Source organism: Halobacillus sp. SY10 (assembly GCF_045401165.1).
In the GTDB taxonomy this organism is placed as follows: domain Bacteria; phylum Bacillota; class Bacilli; order Bacillales; family Halobacillaceae; genus Halobacillus; species Halobacillus aidingensis.
The window spans coordinates 127,209-144,530 of the sequence record NZ_CP174345.1; the positions used below are offsets into that span (position 1 = coordinate 127,209).

The window sequence follows — 17,322 nt, forward strand, 5'->3', positions numbered from 1 at the left end:
TTTAGCAAGAGTGCACATGCTTTGCTAGACTTGCTAGAAACAGGGAATAAACCTTGCCATTTCAATAGATGAAAAAGAAGGTGTTCGGATTATGTCGGAGCATTATTATTCAAAGAAAACAACGACGAGCAGTGAAGAAAAAACGTGGAACTTTGAGTTGCTCGGTCATGTGTTCACATTCACGACGGATAATGCCGTCTTTTCTAAAAAAGAAGTGGATTTCGGATCGCGTTTATTGATTGAAACCTTTCAAGAACCAGGTGTTCACGGGGACATTCTTGACCTTGGTTGTGGCTATGGCCCGATCGGTTTGTCTCTAGCTAAAGTCCATGAAGGTCGTCACGTATTCATGGTCGACGTTAATGAGAGAGCTTTGGGACTTGCGGAGAAGAACGCAGCGGATAATGAAGTTGTGAACATTACGATTCGAGAAAGTGACCGTTTACAGGGAATAGAAGATCAGAAGTTTGCTGCTATTCTTACAAACCCGCCTATCCGAGCCGGTAAACAAGTCGTCCACACGATGTTTGAAGAAGCGAAGGAAGCTCTACTTGTTGAAGGGGAGTTGTGGGTCGTGATTCAAAAGAAGCAGGGGGCGCCGTCTGCAAAGAAGAAACTCGAAGAATTGTTCGGTAACGCAGAGGTCATGGAAAAGCAGAAGGGGTATTACATCCTTAAAGCTAAAAAGTTTGACTAGCCCTATTAGTTGTGCTAGTATTGAAAAATGCCAATATATCTGAAGTCTGTCAAGTCTTTTTTTAGAAATATGTATAAAAAGTTGATAGATGGTCAGAATGGTAAAATCGAACACTGAAAGTAAATGAGGTTTTTATGTATGAAAAGCCTTTTTCTTTTTTGTCTAACGTTAGAGAGAAATGAAGAATCACCATTCGTTGCGAAACGGATGTTTAAATAGTGCTTGTGGCAAGATCAACCGCAAGCCTGTTCGGCATGTCTTGCCGGACCCTTTTTTCGTTATTAAAATGCTTGATTTGAGGGGTGAATCAGTTGACAGGTCAACTAGTTCAGTATGGACGACACCGCCAGCGCAGAAGTTATGCACGCATCAGTGAGGTATTAGAATTACCGAACTTGATTGAAATTCAAACCGCTTCTTACGATTGGTTCTTAGAAGAAGGTTTGAAGGAAATGTTCCAGGATATTTCCCCAATCGAAGATTTCACAGGTAATTTGTCACTGGAGTTTGTGGACTACAGCCTTGGCGAACCAAAGTATCCAGTCGATGAGTCAAAGGATCGCGATGTAACATATAACGCACCACTTCGTGTGAAAGTACGTCTCTTAAATAATGAGACGGGAGAAGTGAAAGAACAAGAAGTATTTATGGGTGACTTCCCGCTTATGACAGACACAGGTACCTTTGTAATCAATGGTGCAGAGCGTGTTATCGTTTCTCAGCTTGTTCGTTCTCCTAGCGTGTACTTTAACAAGAAGATTGATAAGAATGGTAAGAGAGGTTACACAGCTACCGTCATCCCAAACCGCGGAGCGTGGCTTGAGTTTGAGACCGATGCAAAAGACGTAGTACACGTCCGTATCGATCGTACTCGTAAGTTGCCGATCACCGTGCTTTTACGTGCTTTAGGATTCGGCACTGACCAGGAGATCATCGATCTTATTGGTGACAACGAATACTTGAAGAACACGTTGGAAAAAGACAATACGGAAAACACAGAGAAAGCGTTGCTTGAAATCTACGAGCGTCTACGCCCTGGCGAGCCGCCGACGGTAGAAAATGCGAAAAGCTTGCTTGTTTCCCGTTTCTTCGACCCGAAACGCTATGACCTAGCCCGTGTAGGTCGTTATAAAATGAATAAAAAGCTTCACATCAAAGACCGCTTGTTTAACCAGACGCTGGCAGAAACGCTGGTGGATGAAGAAACAGGCGAAGTGATCGCTGAAAAAGGGGACAAGATCGATCGTCGCCTATTGAATAAGCTGATCCCTCACTTTGATGACGAAGAAGGCACATTGAGTGAAGAATCGCTGGACCCGGTAGACGGAGTCCTTGAAGATCCTATCCAGGTTCAGTCTGTCAAAATTGTTGACCCGACGGACCCAGAAGGTGAACGTTCCATCAATGTCATCGGTAATGCAAACATTGACCGTGACGTGAAGAACATTACCCCTGCGGATATCCTTTCTTCCATCAGCTATTTCTTCAACTTGTTGCACGATGTTGGTGGAACAGATGACATCGACCACCTTGGAAACCGCCGTCTGCGTTCTGTTGGTGAATTGCTGCAGAACCAATTCCGAATCGGTCTTTCCCGTATGGAGCGTGTGGTTCGTGAGCGTATGTCTATTCAAGATACGTCCTCCATCACACCACAACAATTGATTAATATTCGTCCTGTGATTGCTTCAATCAAAGAGTTCTTCGGAAGCTCCCAACTGTCTCAGTTCATGGACCAAACGAACCCGCTTGCAGAACTGACGCACAAACGTCGTCTTTCAGCATTGGGGCCTGGTGGTCTGACTCGTGAGCGTGCAGGATTTGAAGTTCGTGACGTACACTACTCCCACTATGGTCGTATGTGTCCAATCGAAACGCCGGAAGGACCAAACATCGGTTTGATCAACTCCCTTTCCTCCTATGCGAAAGTGAATGAGTTTGGTTTCATCGAGACACCTTACCGCCGCGTTGATCCAGATACGAATAAAGTAACAGCTCAAATTGATTATCTGACAGCCGATGAGGAAGACAATTACGTTGTCGCACAGGCGAACGCTAAGCTTGAAGATGATGGAGCTTTTACAGATGAAGAAGTTATTGCTCGTTTCCGTGGTGAAAACACTGTTGTCAGTCGTGACCGTATCGACTACATGGACGTATCACCGAAGCAGGTTGTCTCTGCTGCGACCGCATGTATTCCTTTCCTTGAGAACGATGACTCCAACCGTTCCTTGATGGGTGCGAACATGCAGCGTCAAGCTGTACCATTGCTCAAGCCTGATGCGCCGCTTGTCGGTACAGGTATGGAGTATGTGTCTGGTAAAGACTCAGGGGCTGCTGTCATTTGTAGACACGAAGGAATTGTTGAGCGCGTAGAAGCGAAAGAAGTTCGTGTCCGCCGCATTTCTGAAGTGGATGGCAAAGAGGTCGAAGGAGACCTTGATCGTTATCGTTTGCAGAAGTTCATTCGATCCAACCAGGGAAGCTGTTACAACCAGCGCCCGATCGTTTCTAAAGGGGATCGCGTTAAGCAAGGGGAAATCCTGGCTGACGGACCTTCCATGGATATGGGTGAGCTGGCACTGGGGCAAAACCCTCTTGTCGCCTTCATGACATGGGACGGTTACAACTATGAGGACGCGATCATCATGAGTGAACGTCTCGTTAAAGATGACGTGTACACGTCCATTCATATTGAAGAATATGAATCTGAAGCCCGCGATACGAAGCTTGGACCAGAAGAAATCACTCGTGACATTCCAAACGTTGGTGAAGATGCTCTTCGTGACTTGGACGATCGAGGAATTATTCGCGTAGGTGCTGAAGTAAGCGATGGAGATCTGCTTGTTGGTAAAGTTACGCCAAAAGGTGTAACGGAACTATCTGCAGAAGAACGTCTCCTTCATGCGATCTTCGGTGAAAAAGCCCGCGAAGTCCGTGACACCTCCTTGCGTGTGCCACACGGTGCAGGCGGAATTGTCCTTGATGTGAAGATTTTCAACCGTGAAGACGGTGACGAACTTCCACCAGGTGTAAACCAATTGATCCGTGTCTATATCGTTCAGAAGCGTAAGATTTCTGAAGGGGATAAGATGGCCGGTCGTCACGGAAACAAAGGTGTTATTTCTAAGATTCTTCCAGAAGAAGATATGCCTTTCCTTCCGGATGGTACACCGGTAGACATCATGTTGAACCCACTAGGTGTTCCATCGCGTATGAACATCGGTCAGGTACTAGAGCTGCACATGGGTATGGCTGCTCGTTTGATGGGTGAAAGAATTGCTACCCCAGTATTTGATGGTGCACGTGAGGAAGACGTTTGGGAAACATTGCAAGAAGCCGGTATGGCACGTGATGCGAAAACAATCCTATACGATGGACGTACAGGTGACCCATTTGATAACCGAGTATCCGTCGGTGTCATGTATATGATTAAACTGGCGCACATGGTTGACGATAAACTGCACGCCCGTTCAACTGGACCATATTCATTGGTTACGCAACAACCGCTTGGCGGTAAAGCGCAATTCGGTGGACAGCGTTTCGGTGAGATGGAGGTATGGGCACTTGAAGCATATGGTGCTGCTTATACTCTTCAAGAGATCTTGACTGTTAAATCAGATGATGTCGTCGGACGTGTGAAAACGTACGAAGCCATCGTTAAAGGTGACAACGTTCCTGAACCTGGTGTCCCTGAATCATTCAAGGTTCTGATTAAAGAGCTTCAGAGTTTAGGTATGGATGTGAAGATCCTTTCTGGTGATGAACAAGAGATTGAAATGCGCGATATCGAAGAAGAGCAAACCAAAGAATCCGAGAATTTGAACTTAGACGACTAAGATAGAAACACTGCTGCTGCTCGTGTTCTAAGTTTAGGGTAAAACCTGGATACTGAAAGGGAGGTAGGCCCCTTGCTAGATGTAAATAACTTTGAGTATATGAAAATAGGGCTGGCTTCACCGGATAAGATTCGTTCTTGGTCCTACGGTGAGGTTAAGAAGCCAGAAACCATCAACTATCGTACGTTGAAACCAGAAAAAGACGGTCTTTTCTGTGAGCGAATTTTCGGCCCGCAGAAAGACTGGGAATGTCACTGCGGAAAATATAAGCGCGTCCGTTATAAAGGTGTCGTTTGTGACCGTTGTGGCGTTGAAGTAACAAAGGCGAAAGTTCGCCGTGAGCGTATGGGGCACCTTGAGCTAGCTGCCCCTGTCTCTCACATTTGGTACTTCAAGGGAATCCCAAGCCGTATGGGCCTTGTGTTGGATATGTCTCCAAGAGCGTTGGAGGAAGTCATCTATTTCGCAGCTTATATTGTAACGGACCCAGGAGAGACGGCTCTTGAGAGAAAGCAATTGCTTTCTGAAAAAGAGTACCGCTCTTACCGAGAGAAGTTCGGACAAGGATTCCAGGCAGCTATGGGTGCGGAAGCGATCCGTAAGCTTCTATACGATATCGACCTTGATGGTGAAGTAGATACGTTGAAAGAAGAGCTGAAGACAGCTCAAGGACAACGTCGTACACGTGCAATCAAGCGTCTTGAAGTATTAGAATCCTTCCGTAACTCAGGAAACGATCCATCATGGATGATTCTTGACGTTCTTCCGGTTATCCCGCCGGAACTTCGTCCAATGGTCCAGCTTGACGGTGGACGTTTTGCAACTTCTGATTTGAATGACTTGTATCGTCGTGTGATCAACCGTAACAACCGCTTGAAGCGTTTGTTGGATCTTGGCGCACCGACAATCATCGTTCAAAACGAGAAGCGTATGCTGCAAGAAGCTGTCGATGCCTTAATCGACAATGGTCGTCGCGGCCGTCCTGTAACAGGACCAGGGAACCGACCGCTTAAATCTCTTTCTCACATGTTGAAAGGTAAGCAAGGACGTTTCCGTCAGAACTTGCTAGGTAAGCGTGTCGACTATTCCGGCCGTTCCGTTATCGTCGTCGGACCATCCTTGAAGATGTACCAGTGTGGTCTTCCTAAAGAAATGGCCCTTGAATTGTTCAAACCATTCGTTATGAAAGAACTCGTATCCCGAGGTCTTGCTCATAACATCAAATCAGCGAAGCGTAAGATTGAACGCGTGCACCACGAAGTATGGGATGTCCTTGAAGATGTTATCAAAGAACACCCTGTTCTACTCAACCGTGCACCAACATTGCACCGTCTGGGTATCCAGGCCTTTGAACCGACACTTGTTGAAGGTCGTGCCATTCGTCTGCACCCGCTTGTATGTACCGCATACAATGCCGACTTCGATGGAGACCAAATGGCCGTACACGTGCCACTCTCCTCAGAAGCTCAGGCGGAAGCGCGTATCTTGATGCTTGCTGCTCAAAACATCCTTAACCCTAAGGATGGTAAGCCGGTCGTTACACCTTCCCAGGACATGGTATTAGGTAACTACTACCTGACTCTTGAGAGAAAAGGTGCTATCGGGGAAGGCATGTTCTTTAAAGACTTGAACGAAGCTTTAATGGCTTACCAAAACGGCTATGCCCACCTGCACACTCGTGTAGCTGTTCAGGCTAGCTCCTTAAATAACGAAACATTTACTGAAAAACAGAATCAGCAGCTTCTATTGACTTCAGTAGGGAAGTTGATTTTCAACGAAATGCTGCCGAATTCATTCCCATATATCAATGAACCGACGAAAGAGAACTTGGAAATCAAGACTCCTGATCATTACTTCATTGAGAAGGGTACAGATATCCGTGAAGAGATCTCTAAACGCGAAGAAGTATCTCCATTCAAGAAAGGAATCCTCGGTGATATCATCGCAGAAGTGTTTAAGCGTTTCTCCATCAGTGAAACGTCTAAGATGCTTGACCGCATGAAGGACCTTGGATTTGCTTACTCCACGAAGGCCGGTATTACTGTCGGTGTATCCGATGTTGTCGTACTTCCAGAGAAGCAGGAAATTCTTGATGAAGCACAGGAGAAAGTGGATAAAGTCTTGAAACAGTTCCGTCGTGGTCTAATCACAGAAGAAGAACGTTACGATCGCGTCATCGAAATATGGTCTGCGGCTAAAGATGATATTCAGAACCGTCTGATGAAGTCCTTGAACCCGCGTAACCCAATCTTCATGATGAGTGATTCCGGAGCCCGTGGTAACGCCTCTAACTTTACGCAGCTTGCTGGTATGCGTGGTCTGATGGCCAACCCGGCTGGGCGAATCATCGAACTTCCGATCAAGTCAAGCTTCCGTGAAGGTCTGACGGTACTCGAGTACTTCATCTCTACACACGGTGCCCGTAAGGGACTTGCCGATACGGCCCTTAAGACAGCCGACTCCGGTTACTTGACTCGTCGTCTTGTAGACGTAGCGCAAGATGTTATTGTTCGTGAAGATGACTGTGGAACGGACCGTGGTCTCCCTGTAGCTGCATTGACAGAGGGAACAGAAGTGGTCGAACCATTGATCGACCGTCTTATCGGACGTACAGCATTCCAGACAGTGAAACATCCTGAAACCGGCGTTATTTTTGTAGAAAGAAATGAAGTCATTTATGAAGATGTCGCACGTCAAATCGTTGATGCTGGCATTGAAGAGATCGTGATCCGTACGGCATTCACATGTAATACGAAACACGGAGTTTGTAAGAAGTGTTATGGCCGTAACCTTGCTACAGGTGATGAAGTTGAAGTCGGTGAAGCAGTTGGAATCATCGCTGCTCAATCCATCGGTGAGCCGGGTACCCAGCTTACAATGCGTACCTTCCACACAGGTGGTGTAGCCGGAGACGATATCACGCAGGGTCTTCCGCGTATCCAGGAGATCGTGGAAGCACGTAATCCGAAAGGTCAAGCCGTTATCACAGAAATCGACGGTACGGTCCATGAAATCAATGAAGTCAAAGAGAAGCAGGAAATCGTCGTTCAAGGTGCTGTAGAATCACGTTCTTACACTGCTCCATATGGTGCACGTATGAAAGTGTCAGTTGGAGATGAGGTCAAAGCAGGTGAACCTCTAACTGAAGGTTCCATCGATCCTAAAGAATTACTGACCGTTCAAGGCCTTGATGGCGTTCAAGAATACCTTCTCAAAGAAGTTCAAAAAGTTTACCGAATGCAAGGGGTGGAAATCTCCGATAAGCACGTCGAAGTTATGGTACGCCAGATGCTTCGTAAAGTACGTGTCCTTGATTCTGGTGACACTGATGTACTTCCAGGTTCTCTACTTGAAATCCACCAATTCAAAGAAGCGAACCAAAAAGCGCTTATGGAAGGTGGTCAACCGGCAGTCGGCCGACCAGTCATCCTTGGTATTACCAAAGCGTCTCTTGAAACAGACAGCTTCCTATCTGCTGCATCCTTCCAGGAAACAACACGTGTCCTTACAGACGCAGCCATTAAAGGTAAGCGCGATGAGTTGCTAGGATTGAAAGAGAATGTTATTATCGGTAAGCTTGTTCCTGCAGGCACGGGGATGACTCGTTACCGCAAGATCCAAGCGCAATCCGAGCAACAACGGCAAGAGGTTCCAGAAGTGACGGAAGAAGTCACACATTCTTAAAATAAAGAAGTAGATGTTAACAAGGTGTAAAATTAAAGGGAGCACCAAAAAACTCACCCAGATGCAGTTGACATGCATTTGGGTGAGTGATAATATAATCAAGGTGCTTCCATTTATCCTTGTTACTTTGGAGGATATGAAGATGTCTTATGAAAAAGTAGCACAGGCTAAATCCGATATAATCATTGGAACCAAACAAACACTGAAAGCCATGAAAAATGGTGAAGTGGTTGAAGTCATAACGGCTGACGATGCTGATCAGTCGATGACACTAAAAGTAGCTAAATTAGCCCAACAACTGAACATTCCTCACACACGGGTACCTTCGATGGAGGAGCTCGGGAATGCATGTGGTATTGATGTTGGTGCGGCTACAGTGGCGATAAAGCAATAAAGTTTTGGCGTTCTACGCGAAAGCTTTGTTTTTTGCCTTTTTATGAACCACCTGGATGTGTGGTATTAAAAAAGTACGAAGGGAGGATACAAACATGCCAACAATTAACCAATTGGTACGCAAAGGACGCGTGAGCAAAACAAAGCAGTCTAACTCTCCAGCTTTGAACAAAGGTTACAACAGCTATAAAAAGCGTATGACTGACCTTTCTTCTCCACAAAAACGTGGGGTTTGCACACGTGTTGGAACAATGACACCTAAGAAACCGAACTCTGCCCTACGTAAGTATGCACGTGTTCGTCTAACTAACCAGCTAGAGGTTAACGCTTATATCCCTGGTGAAGGCCACAACCTTCAAGAGCACAGTGTTGTTCTTATCCGTGGAGGTAAAGTTAAAGACTTGCCAGGTGTACGTTACACTGTTGTACGTGGCGCTCTTGACACAGCAAGTGTTGATGGTCGTATGCAAGGTCGTTCCAAATACGGTACGAAAAAGCCAAAAGCTAAAAAATAATCGATATGCAAATATCGCTTAAATAAAAACACTCAAGAAGGGAGGGGAACATATGCCACGTAAAGGTCCAGTAGCTAAACGTGATGTGTTACCAGATCCAATGTATAACTCTAAGCTTGTTACACGCTTGATCAACCAAATCATGGTTAACGGTCAGCGCGGTAAAGCACAGAAAATCCTTTATAAAGCATTTGAACTTGTTCAAGAACGTAGCGGCAATGACGCTATGGAAGCATTTGATCAAGCAATGAAGAACGTAATGCCTGTATTGGAGGTGCGCGCTCGTCGTGTAGGTGGTTCCAACTATCAGGTACCTGTTGAGGTTCGTCCAGAACGTCGCCAGGCACTAGGCTTGCGTTTCATCGTAAACTATGCTCGTCTACGCGGGGAGAAAACGATGGAAGAGCGCCTAGCTAACGAAATTCTAGATGCAGCTAACAACACAGGTGCATCCGTGAAGCGTCGCGAAGAAATGCACAAGATGGCGGAAGCGAACAAAGCATTCGCTCACTATCGCTGGTAATCATCAAAAAAATAAAGGTTCAAACAGGAAGGAGAAAGATGCATGGCTAGAGAGTTCTCCTTGGAAAAGACCCGGAATATCGGGATCATGGCTCACATCGACGCTGGTAAAACAACGGCGACAGAGCGTATTCTTTTCTACACAGGACGTATCCACAAAATTGGTGAAACTCACGAAGGAGCTTCCCAAATGGACTGGATGGAGCAGGAACAAGAGCGCGGAATCACAATCACATCCGCCGCTACAACTGCTCAGTGGAAAGGTCACCGTATCAACATCATTGATACTCCAGGTCACGTAGACTTCACTGTTGAAGTTGAACGTTCCCTGCGTGTACTTGATGGTTCCGTAGCTGTCCTTGACGCACAATCTGGTGTTGAGCCCCAAACAGAAACAGTTTGGCGCCAAGCTACAACATACGGTGTTCCACGTATCGTATTCATTAACAAAATGGATAAAATCGGAGCTGACTTCATCTACTCCCTAGGCACGTTGCAAGACCGCCTAGGAGCAAATGCAGCAGCTGTTCAACTTCCTATCGGAGCAGAAGATGAGTTCGAAGGAATCATCGACCTAGTAACGATGGAAGCATACTACTACATGGACGACTTGGGAACACGTGCGGAAGCTCGCCCGATTCCTGATGAGTACCAGGAGCAAGCTGAAGAGTATCGTGGCAAGCTTGTAGAAGCTGTTGCAGAACTTGATGAAGACTTGATGATGCAGTATCTAGAGGGAGAAGAAATCACGAACGACCAGCTGAAGGCGGCAATCCGTACAGCGACTCTAAGTGTTGAATTCTATCCTGTCTTCTGTGGTTCTGCCTTCAAAAACAAAGGTGTTCAACTTCTAATTGACGGTGTTCTTGACTATCTTCCATCTCCATTAGATGTACCTCCAATTGAAGGTCACGTACCACAAACAGATGAAGAAGTCGTACGTAAACCTGACGACAACGAGCCATTCTCTGCATTGGCATTTAAAGTTGCGACAGACCCTTATGTAGGTAAATTGACTTTCTTCCGCGTGTACTCCGGTACATTGAGTGCTGGTTCATACGTGAAAAACTCCACGAAAGATAAGCGAGAACGTGTAGGTCGTATCCTACAAATGCACGCAAACTCTCGTGAAGAGATCTCCACTGTGTATGCAGGGGATATCGCTGGTGCGGTAGGCCTTAAAGATACAGGTACGGGTGATACACTATGTGACGAAAAGAGTCTTGTTATTCTTGAGTCCATGGAATTCCCTGATCCGGTAATCTCTGTTGCTATCGAGCCTAAATCTAAAGCTGACCAAGATAAGATGTCCATCGCTCTTGGTAAACTAGCTGAAGAAGATCCAACGTTCCAAACGGAAACAAACGTTGAAACAGGTCAAACGATCATCGCAGGTATGGGTGAGCTTCACCTAGACATCATCGTTGACCGTCTGAAGCGTGAGTTCAAAGTTGAAGCGAACATTGGTGCTCCACAAGTTGCCTACCGCGAAACATTCCGCGGAAGTGCGCAAGTGGAAGGTAAGTTCGTACGTCAATCCGGTGGTCGTGGACAATTCGGTCACGTATGGGTTGAGTTCGAGCCTAACGAAGAAGGCGCTGGTTTCGAATTCGTCAACAAGATCGTCGGTGGTGTTGTACCACGTGAATACATTCCATCCGTAGAACAAGGAATCAAAGAATCTATGGAAAACGGTGTATTGGCTGGTTACCCTATGGTAGACATCAAAGCGACTCTTTACGATGGTTCTTACCACGATGTCGACTCCAATGAAATGGCCTTTAAAGTTGCCGCTTCCATGGCACTTAAAGAGGCGAAAAACAAGTGTAAGCCCGTTCTACTTGAACCAATGATGAAAGTAGAAGTCGTTATTCCTGAGGAATACATGGGCGATATCATGGGTGATGTAACTTCCCGTCGTGGACGTGTAGAAGGTATGGAAACTCGTGGTAATGCACAAGTGGTAAAAGCATTTGTTCCACTTTCTGAGATGTTCGGTTATGCAACAGCGTTGCGTTCCAACACTCAAGGCCGTGGTACGTACACAATGCACTTCGACCACTATGAAGAAGTTCCGAAGAGCATCTCTGAGGAAATCATCAAGAAAAATGCTGGTGAATAATTGATTTTTTAGACGAGTTAAAGTATAACTTGTATTGTAAGCTTAGGAGTGACTCTAGTCTTACTCCTAAGCTGCATCATAAATCTTTGAAACCAAACTTGTTACTTATCTAAAGGAGGAAATATACAATGGGTAAAGAAAAATTTGACCGGTCCAAGTCCCACGTTAACATTGGTACTATTGGACACGTTGACCACGGTAAAACAACTCTAACTGCAGCAATCACGACTGTACTTCACAAGCGTTCTGGTTCTGGTGAAGCAATGGCATATGACATGATCGACGGTGCTCCTGAAGAGCGTGAGCGTGGAATCACAATCTCCACTGCACACGTTGAGTACGAAACAGAAACTCGTCACTATGCACACGTTGACTGCCCAGGTCACGCGGACTACGTTAAGAACATGATCACTGGTGCTGCTCAAATGGACGGCGCGATCCTAGTTGTATCTGCAGCTGACGGTCCAATGCCACAAACTCGTGAGCACATCCTACTTTCTAAAAACGTAGGTGTACCAGCTATCGTTGTATTCTTGAACAAAGTTGACATGGTAGACGACGAAGAGCTTCTTGAACTAGTAGAAATGGAAGTTCGCGATCTACTTTCTGAGTACGACTTCGATGGTGATGACGTACCAGTAATCAGCGGTTCTGCTCTTAAAGCTCTTGAAGGTGAAGAGAAGTATGAGCAAGCAATCTACGATCTTATGGACGCAGTTGACGAGTATGTTCCAACTCCAGACCGTGACACTGACAAGCCATTCATGATGCCAGTTGAGGACGTATTCTCTATCACTGGTCGTGGTACAGTTGCAACTGGTCGTGTTGAGCGTGGAACAGTTAAAGTCGGTGACGAAGTTGAAATCATCGGTATGGCTGAAGAGTCCAGCAAAACTGCTGTAACTGGTGTTGAAATGTTCCGTAAGCTTCTAGATTACGCTGAAGCTGGAGACAACATCGGTGCACTTCTTCGTGGTGTTAAGCGTGAAGACATCAACCGTGGTCAAGTACTAGCTAAGCCTGGTTCCATCACACCACACACAAACTTCAAAGCTGAAGTTTATGTACTAGCTAAAGATGAAGGTGGACGTCACACTCCATTCTTCTCTAACTACCGCCCACAGTTCTACTTCCGTACTACGGACGTAACTGGTGTTATTCAACTTCCTGAAGGCGTAGAAATGGTTATGCCTGGGGACAACGTTGAAATGACTGTAGAACTTATTTCCCCAATCGCGATCGAGGACGGAACTCGTTTCTCCATCCGTGAAGGTGGACGTACTGTAGGTTCTGGCGTAGTTTCTGAAATCACTAAGTAATTTCAGTTCTATCCTAATATAGAGAGCAACAGCTTCTGGCTGTTGCTCTTTTTTATTGAAAAAATAAGGCTCTACGTCTACTTCCTCAGCTAAACTAAAAGGTATGCTCCTATACGATATTGGCTTTAGAACATACGGAATCTTATTCGGGCTGGTGGATACGCTTTATTTTTAATTCCCTTACTATTACACGGAAAAAGAAACTGAATTAATCTATTGATTGAATGATATTACACACGTACGTTTTTTTATCCAAGGGAAAGTGTTACTTATTTACACTGGAGATGTGAGCATTGAAGAGGGGATGGCCAGTGTGAAGGTTAAGGAAGATGTATTTTAAACAATATCAACTATGAATTACGTGGTGTCTATATTTTACTAAGGCATTCGAATGTTCAGACAACTATTCTTTACACAGAAGTGGTTGATATTCTAATGTATATTTGTTTTAATGGACAATGGATTTCAAAGAGGCGGTCAAAGAAATTCGGCGGAAACCCCATGGATGCTTGGTTTCCCCTTGAAAAACGTCCTGGACGCTAGTATAATATTTTAAGTGTCCGTAATGAAAATAATTATGGATTTATCCTTGCATTGACCGCATTTCTTCTATATAATGAATAATGTTGGTCATAAAAGGCGATGAAGCGAAAGGTTGTTGACACACCCGGCCCCTTTGCCATGGCTGGTGGTCAAGTTTTTTTCGCGGAGAATGTCTATTTCAAAAATGGGCGAAGAAGGAGGGAAAATAATGGCAAAAGAGAAAATTCGTATTCGTTTAAAGGCGTATGATCACAGAGTACTTGATCAGTCCGCAGAAAAGATCGTAGACACTGCGAAGCGTTCCGGAGCTAATGTATCTGGTCCGATCCCGCTTCCAACAGAGCGTTCTGTTTATACTGTACTTCGTGCGACTCACAAGTATAAAGACTCTCGTGAGCAGTTCGAAATGCGCACACACAAACGTCTAATCGACATTGTTAATCCAACACCACAGACAGTTGATTCACTTATGCGTTTGGATCTACCATCTGGTGTGGATATCGAAATCAAACTATAAATAAATCGTAAAGATAATAGGAGGTGTAACGGATGACGAAAGGAATCTTAGGACGAAAAGTCGGCATGACTCAAATTTTCTCCGAAAATGGCGAGTTGATCCCAGTAACAGTTGTTCAGGCTGAGCCAAACGTTGTTCTTCAAAAGAAAACAACAGAAAATGACGGTTATGAAGCGATCCAACTCGGTTTTGCTGATGAAAAGTCAAACCGCTTGAAGAAAGCTGCTCAAGGGCACGCTGATAAAGCAAGCACAACACCTAAGCGCTACGTTCGTGAATTCCGTAATACAAACCTTGATGACTTTGAACTAGGTCAAGAGGTTAAAGTTGATATTTTCGAAGCTGGTGACGCTATTGACGTTACAGGAACTTCTAAAGGTAAAGGTTTCCAGGGTGCAATCAAGCGCCATAACCAATCTACTGGACCTAAAACTCACGGTTCCCGTTTCCACCGTCGTTCCGGTTCTATGGGGCAAGGTGCTGACCCATCCAAAGTTTTCAAAGGCAAAGGTCTTGCAGGACAAATGGGTGGCGAAACAGTAACTCTACAAAACCTGGAAGTAGTAAAAGTGGACGCTGAGCGTAATCTACTACTTATCAAAGGTAATGTACCAGGCGCGAAAAAATCTTACGTTAAGATTACAAGTGCAATTAAGGCTAGCAAATAATAAACGAAGGGAGGATATGTCATGCCTAAAGTAGCACTATTAAACCAAAGCGGTTCTAATGTTGGTGAAATCGAACTGAATGAATCCGTTTTTGGAATCGAACCTAATACTCACGTATTACACGAAACTGTGTTGATGCAACGCGCGAATCTTCGCCAAGGCACACACAAAGTAAAAGGACGTTCTGAAGTTAGTGGCGGCGGACGCAAACCATGGCGCCAAAAAGGTACAGGCCGTGCGCGTCAAGGATCTATCCGTTCACCACAATGGGTAGGTGGCGGAACTGTATTCGGTCCTACACCACGCAGCTACAGCTACACGATGCCAAGAAAAGTACGTCGTTTGGCACTTCAATCTGCTTTCTCTTCTAAAGTGAAAGAAGAAAACATCATTGTTCTTGAGAGCCTATCTCTAGATGCTCCAAAAACAAAAGAAGTTGCAAACATTCTAAAGGCACTAGATGTTAACGAGAAAGCATTGATCGTTACTGCTGAAGCAGACGAAAACGTAACTCTATCATCTAACAATATCCCTACAGTGAAGAGTCTTCCTGTAGAGCAAGTAAGTGTGTTAGACTTGCTAACGCATGACAAGCTGATCCTTACTAAGGAAGCAGCTGAAAAAGCAGGGGAGGTGCTCTCATAATGAAAGAACCACGCGATATTATCAAGCGCCCTGTCATTACTGAACATTCTGCTGATCTTATGGGAGAAAAGAAATATACGTTTGAAGTTAGCCCGAAAGCTAACAAAACTGAAATTAAAAAAGCAGTTGAAGAAGTCTTTGGTGTTCAAGTTGCATCTGTCAACACAATGAACCTAAAAGGTAAATTCAAGCGTATGGGTCGTTACGGCGGCTACCGCTCTGATCGTAAGAAAGCAGTCATCACTTTGACTCAGGACAGCGAAGAACTAGAAATCTTCGAAGCATAAAATACACGAATTGAAATATGAAGGAGGGAAATAAAGATGGCGATTAAAAAGTTCAGACCAATTACTAACGGTCGTCGACACATGTCAGTATCTGATTTCGCTGAAATCACAACTGACAAACCTGAACGCTCCCTTGTCACTCCACTTCATAAAAAAGGTGGACGTAACAACCAGGGTAAGCTGACAGTTCGTCATCAGGGCGGAGGCCACAAGCGTCAGTATCGTATTATCGACTTTAAGCGTGACAAAGATGGAATACCTGGACGCGTTGCTACAGTCGAATATGATCCAAACCGCTCCGCTAACATTGCACTAATCAATTATGTTGATGGTGAAAAACGTTACATCCTAGCTCCAAAAGGTGTGAAGGTTGGAACGGAAATTCTTTCTGGTGAAGGTGCAGATATCAAACCAGGTAATGCTCTTCAGTTGAAAGACATTCCAGTTGGTACAATCGTACACAACGTAGAACTTAAGCCAGGACGCGGGGGACAGCTTGTCCGTTCTGCAGGTGCTTCTGCACAAATCCTTGGTCGTGAAGAAAAATACACGCTTGTACGCCTGACTTCTGGTGAAGTTCGTTTGGTACTAAGCACTTGCCGTGCAACAATCGGTCAAGTTGGTAACCTTGAACACGAACTAATCAGCGTAGGTAAAGCCGGACGTTCTCGTTGGAAAGGTAAGCGCCCTACAGTACGTGGTTCTGTAATGAACCCTAGTGATCACCCACACGGTGGTGGTGAAGGACGCGCGCCAATCGGTATGCCATCTCCAGTATCTCCATGGGGTAAACCAACTCTTGGATACAAAACGAGAAAACGCAACAAGCCGTCTGATAAATATATCGTACGTAGACGCGGTAAAAAATAACGGGATTGTCGGGCGGGCAATAACACCCGTCTCTCAATCACGAAGGGAGGTTTATTCATGGGCCGCAGCCTGAAAAAAGGACCTTTTGTAGATGATCACTTAATGAAAAAAGTCGAGAAGTTGAACGAAGATAATAAACAGCAGGTCGTAAAGACTTGGTCTCGCCGTTCTACGATCTTCCCTAACTTCGTCGGACACACAATCGCCGTTTATGACGGTCGTAAGCACGTACCAGTTTATGTGACTGAAGATATGGTAGGTCACAAACTAGGTGAATTCGCGCCATCCCGTACGTTCAAGGGACACTCTGGCGACGATAAGAAAACAAAACGTTAATATAGAGAGGAGGCACTCTAATGCAAGCTAAAGCAGTTGCTAAAACCGTTCGTATCGCTCCTCGTAAAGCTCGTTTGGTAATTGATTTAATTCGAGGAAAAAATGTTGGTGAAGCTCTAGCTACACTACGTCTAACACAACGTGGCGCATCTCCAGTAGTTGAGAAACTTCTTAACTCCGCGATCGCTAACGCAGAACACAACTATGAAATGGACCCGGAAAACCTATACGTTTCCGAAGCGTTTGTAAACGAAGGCGTAACTCTTAAACGTTTCCGCCCTCGCGCTATGGGCCGCGCAAGCCAAATCAACAAACGCACAAGCCACATCACAGTGGTCGTATCAGAAAAAAAGGAGGGATAATCA

At 45.2% G+C, this 17,322-nt stretch carries 15 protein-coding genes; all 15 read left to right on the top strand.

Features of this window, described 5'->3' with window-relative positions; translation table 11 throughout:
- The first annotated feature begins 91 nt into the window (after window positions 1-91).
- The 15 genes from ACJA3J_RS00675 (at window position 92) to rplV (ending at window position 17,319) form a co-directional block, all read left to right on the top strand.
- On the top strand, window positions 92-697 hold the full coding sequence (locus ACJA3J_RS00675) for a class I SAM-dependent methyltransferase (RefSeq protein ID WP_406945265.1): 606 nt from the start codon (window positions 92-94) through the stop codon (window positions 695-697).
- 311 nt (window positions 698-1,008) lie between these two features.
- Window positions 1,009-4,536, top strand: a complete 3,528-nt coding sequence (gene rpoB, locus ACJA3J_RS00680; protein ID WP_089654442.1) for a DNA-directed RNA polymerase subunit beta — start codon at window positions 1,009-1,011, stop codon at window positions 4,534-4,536.
- A gap of 72 nt (window positions 4,537-4,608) precedes the next feature.
- Entirely contained in the window at window positions 4,609-8,220 is a 3,612-nt protein-coding gene (gene rpoC, locus ACJA3J_RS00685) for a DNA-directed RNA polymerase subunit beta' (RefSeq protein ID WP_089654441.1), read from the top strand.
- Between the two features lie 142 nt (window positions 8,221-8,362).
- Window positions 8,363-8,614, top strand: coding sequence for a 50S ribosomal protein L7ae-like protein (locus ACJA3J_RS00690; RefSeq protein WP_089654440.1), 252 nt, complete (start codon window positions 8,363-8,365; stop codon window positions 8,612-8,614).
- Between the two features lie 94 nt (window positions 8,615-8,708).
- Entirely contained in the window at window positions 8,709-9,128 is a 420-nt protein-coding gene (gene rpsL, locus ACJA3J_RS00695) for a 30S ribosomal protein S12 (RefSeq protein WP_089654439.1), read from the top strand.
- Window positions 9,129-9,180: 52 nt separating this feature from the next.
- A complete protein-coding gene (gene rpsG / locus ACJA3J_RS00700; RefSeq protein WP_160916734.1) occupies window positions 9,181-9,651 on the top strand; it encodes a 30S ribosomal protein S7 in 471 nt (156 codons plus the stop codon).
- A gap of 42 nt (window positions 9,652-9,693) precedes the next feature.
- The gene (gene fusA / locus ACJA3J_RS00705) at window positions 9,694-11,772 is read left to right on the top strand and encodes an elongation factor G (RefSeq protein ID WP_406945266.1); all 2,079 of its coding nucleotides are present in this window, start codon (window positions 9,694-9,696) and stop codon (window positions 11,770-11,772) included.
- 128 nt (window positions 11,773-11,900) lie between these two features.
- Window positions 11,901-13,091 carry an elongation factor Tu gene (gene tuf, locus ACJA3J_RS00710; RefSeq protein ID WP_089654436.1) on the top strand — a complete coding sequence of 397 codons (1,191 nt, stop codon included), beginning with the start codon at window positions 11,901-11,903 and terminating at the stop codon, window positions 13,089-13,091.
- A gap of 751 nt (window positions 13,092-13,842) precedes the next feature.
- Window positions 13,843-14,151, top strand: coding sequence for a 30S ribosomal protein S10 (gene rpsJ / locus ACJA3J_RS00715; RefSeq protein ID WP_089654435.1), 309 nt, complete (start codon window positions 13,843-13,845; stop codon window positions 14,149-14,151).
- 32 nt (window positions 14,152-14,183) lie between these two features.
- Window positions 14,184-14,819, top strand: coding sequence for a 50S ribosomal protein L3 (gene rplC, locus ACJA3J_RS00720; RefSeq protein ID WP_089654434.1), 636 nt, complete (start codon window positions 14,184-14,186; stop codon window positions 14,817-14,819).
- A 21-nt stretch (window positions 14,820-14,840) separates the two neighbouring features.
- A complete protein-coding gene (gene rplD, locus ACJA3J_RS00725) occupies window positions 14,841-15,464 on the top strand; it encodes a 50S ribosomal protein L4 (protein WP_089654433.1) in 624 nt (207 codons plus the stop codon).
- Window positions 15,464-15,751, top strand: coding sequence for a 50S ribosomal protein L23 (gene rplW, locus ACJA3J_RS00730; protein WP_089654432.1), 288 nt, complete (start codon window positions 15,464-15,466; stop codon window positions 15,749-15,751). The genes rplD and rplW overlap by 1 nt, the downstream gene beginning before the upstream one ends.
- Window positions 15,752-15,787: 36 nt before the next feature.
- Window positions 15,788-16,621: a 50S ribosomal protein L2 gene (gene rplB / locus ACJA3J_RS00735; RefSeq protein WP_089654431.1), complete on the top strand. Its 834-nt coding sequence runs from the start codon at window positions 15,788-15,790 to the stop codon at window positions 16,619-16,621.
- 57 nt (window positions 16,622-16,678) lie between these two features.
- A complete protein-coding gene (rpsS, locus tag ACJA3J_RS00740; protein ID WP_035511685.1) occupies window positions 16,679-16,957 on the top strand; it encodes a 30S ribosomal protein S19 in 279 nt (92 codons plus the stop codon).
- Between the two features lie 20 nt (window positions 16,958-16,977).
- The gene (rplV, locus tag ACJA3J_RS00745; RefSeq protein ID WP_035511684.1) at window positions 16,978-17,319 is read left to right on the top strand and encodes a 50S ribosomal protein L22; all 342 of its coding nucleotides are present in this window, start codon (window positions 16,978-16,980) and stop codon (window positions 17,317-17,319) included.
- Window positions 17,320-17,322 lie beyond the last annotated feature (3 nt).

Coding starts and splice junctions, on each gene's coding strand:
- ACJA3J_RS00675 (WP_406945265.1), top strand. CDS start 92: ATGTCGGAGCATTATTATTCAAAGAAAACAACGACGAGCAGTGAAGAA.
- ACJA3J_RS00690 (WP_089654440.1), top strand. CDS start 8,363: ATGTCTTATGAAAAAGTAGCACAGGCTAAATCCGATATAATCATTGGA.
- rpsL (WP_089654439.1), top strand. CDS start 8,709: ATGCCAACAATTAACCAATTGGTACGCAAAGGACGCGTGAGCAAAACA.
- rpsG (WP_160916734.1), top strand. CDS start 9,181: ATGCCACGTAAAGGTCCAGTAGCTAAACGTGATGTGTTACCAGATCCA.
- fusA (WP_406945266.1), top strand. CDS start 9,694: ATGGCTAGAGAGTTCTCCTTGGAAAAGACCCGGAATATCGGGATCATG.
- tuf (WP_089654436.1), top strand. CDS start 11,901: ATGGGTAAAGAAAAATTTGACCGGTCCAAGTCCCACGTTAACATTGGT.
- rpsJ (WP_089654435.1), top strand. CDS start 13,843: ATGGCAAAAGAGAAAATTCGTATTCGTTTAAAGGCGTATGATCACAGA.
- rplC (WP_089654434.1), top strand. CDS start 14,184: ATGACGAAAGGAATCTTAGGACGAAAAGTCGGCATGACTCAAATTTTC.
- rplD (WP_089654433.1), top strand. CDS start 14,841: ATGCCTAAAGTAGCACTATTAAACCAAAGCGGTTCTAATGTTGGTGAA.
- rplW (WP_089654432.1), top strand. CDS start 15,464: ATGAAAGAACCACGCGATATTATCAAGCGCCCTGTCATTACTGAACAT.
- rplB (WP_089654431.1), top strand. CDS start 15,788: ATGGCGATTAAAAAGTTCAGACCAATTACTAACGGTCGTCGACACATG.
- rpsS (WP_035511685.1), top strand. CDS start 16,679: ATGGGCCGCAGCCTGAAAAAAGGACCTTTTGTAGATGATCACTTAATG.
- rplV (WP_035511684.1), top strand. CDS start 16,978: ATGCAAGCTAAAGCAGTTGCTAAAACCGTTCGTATCGCTCCTCGTAAA.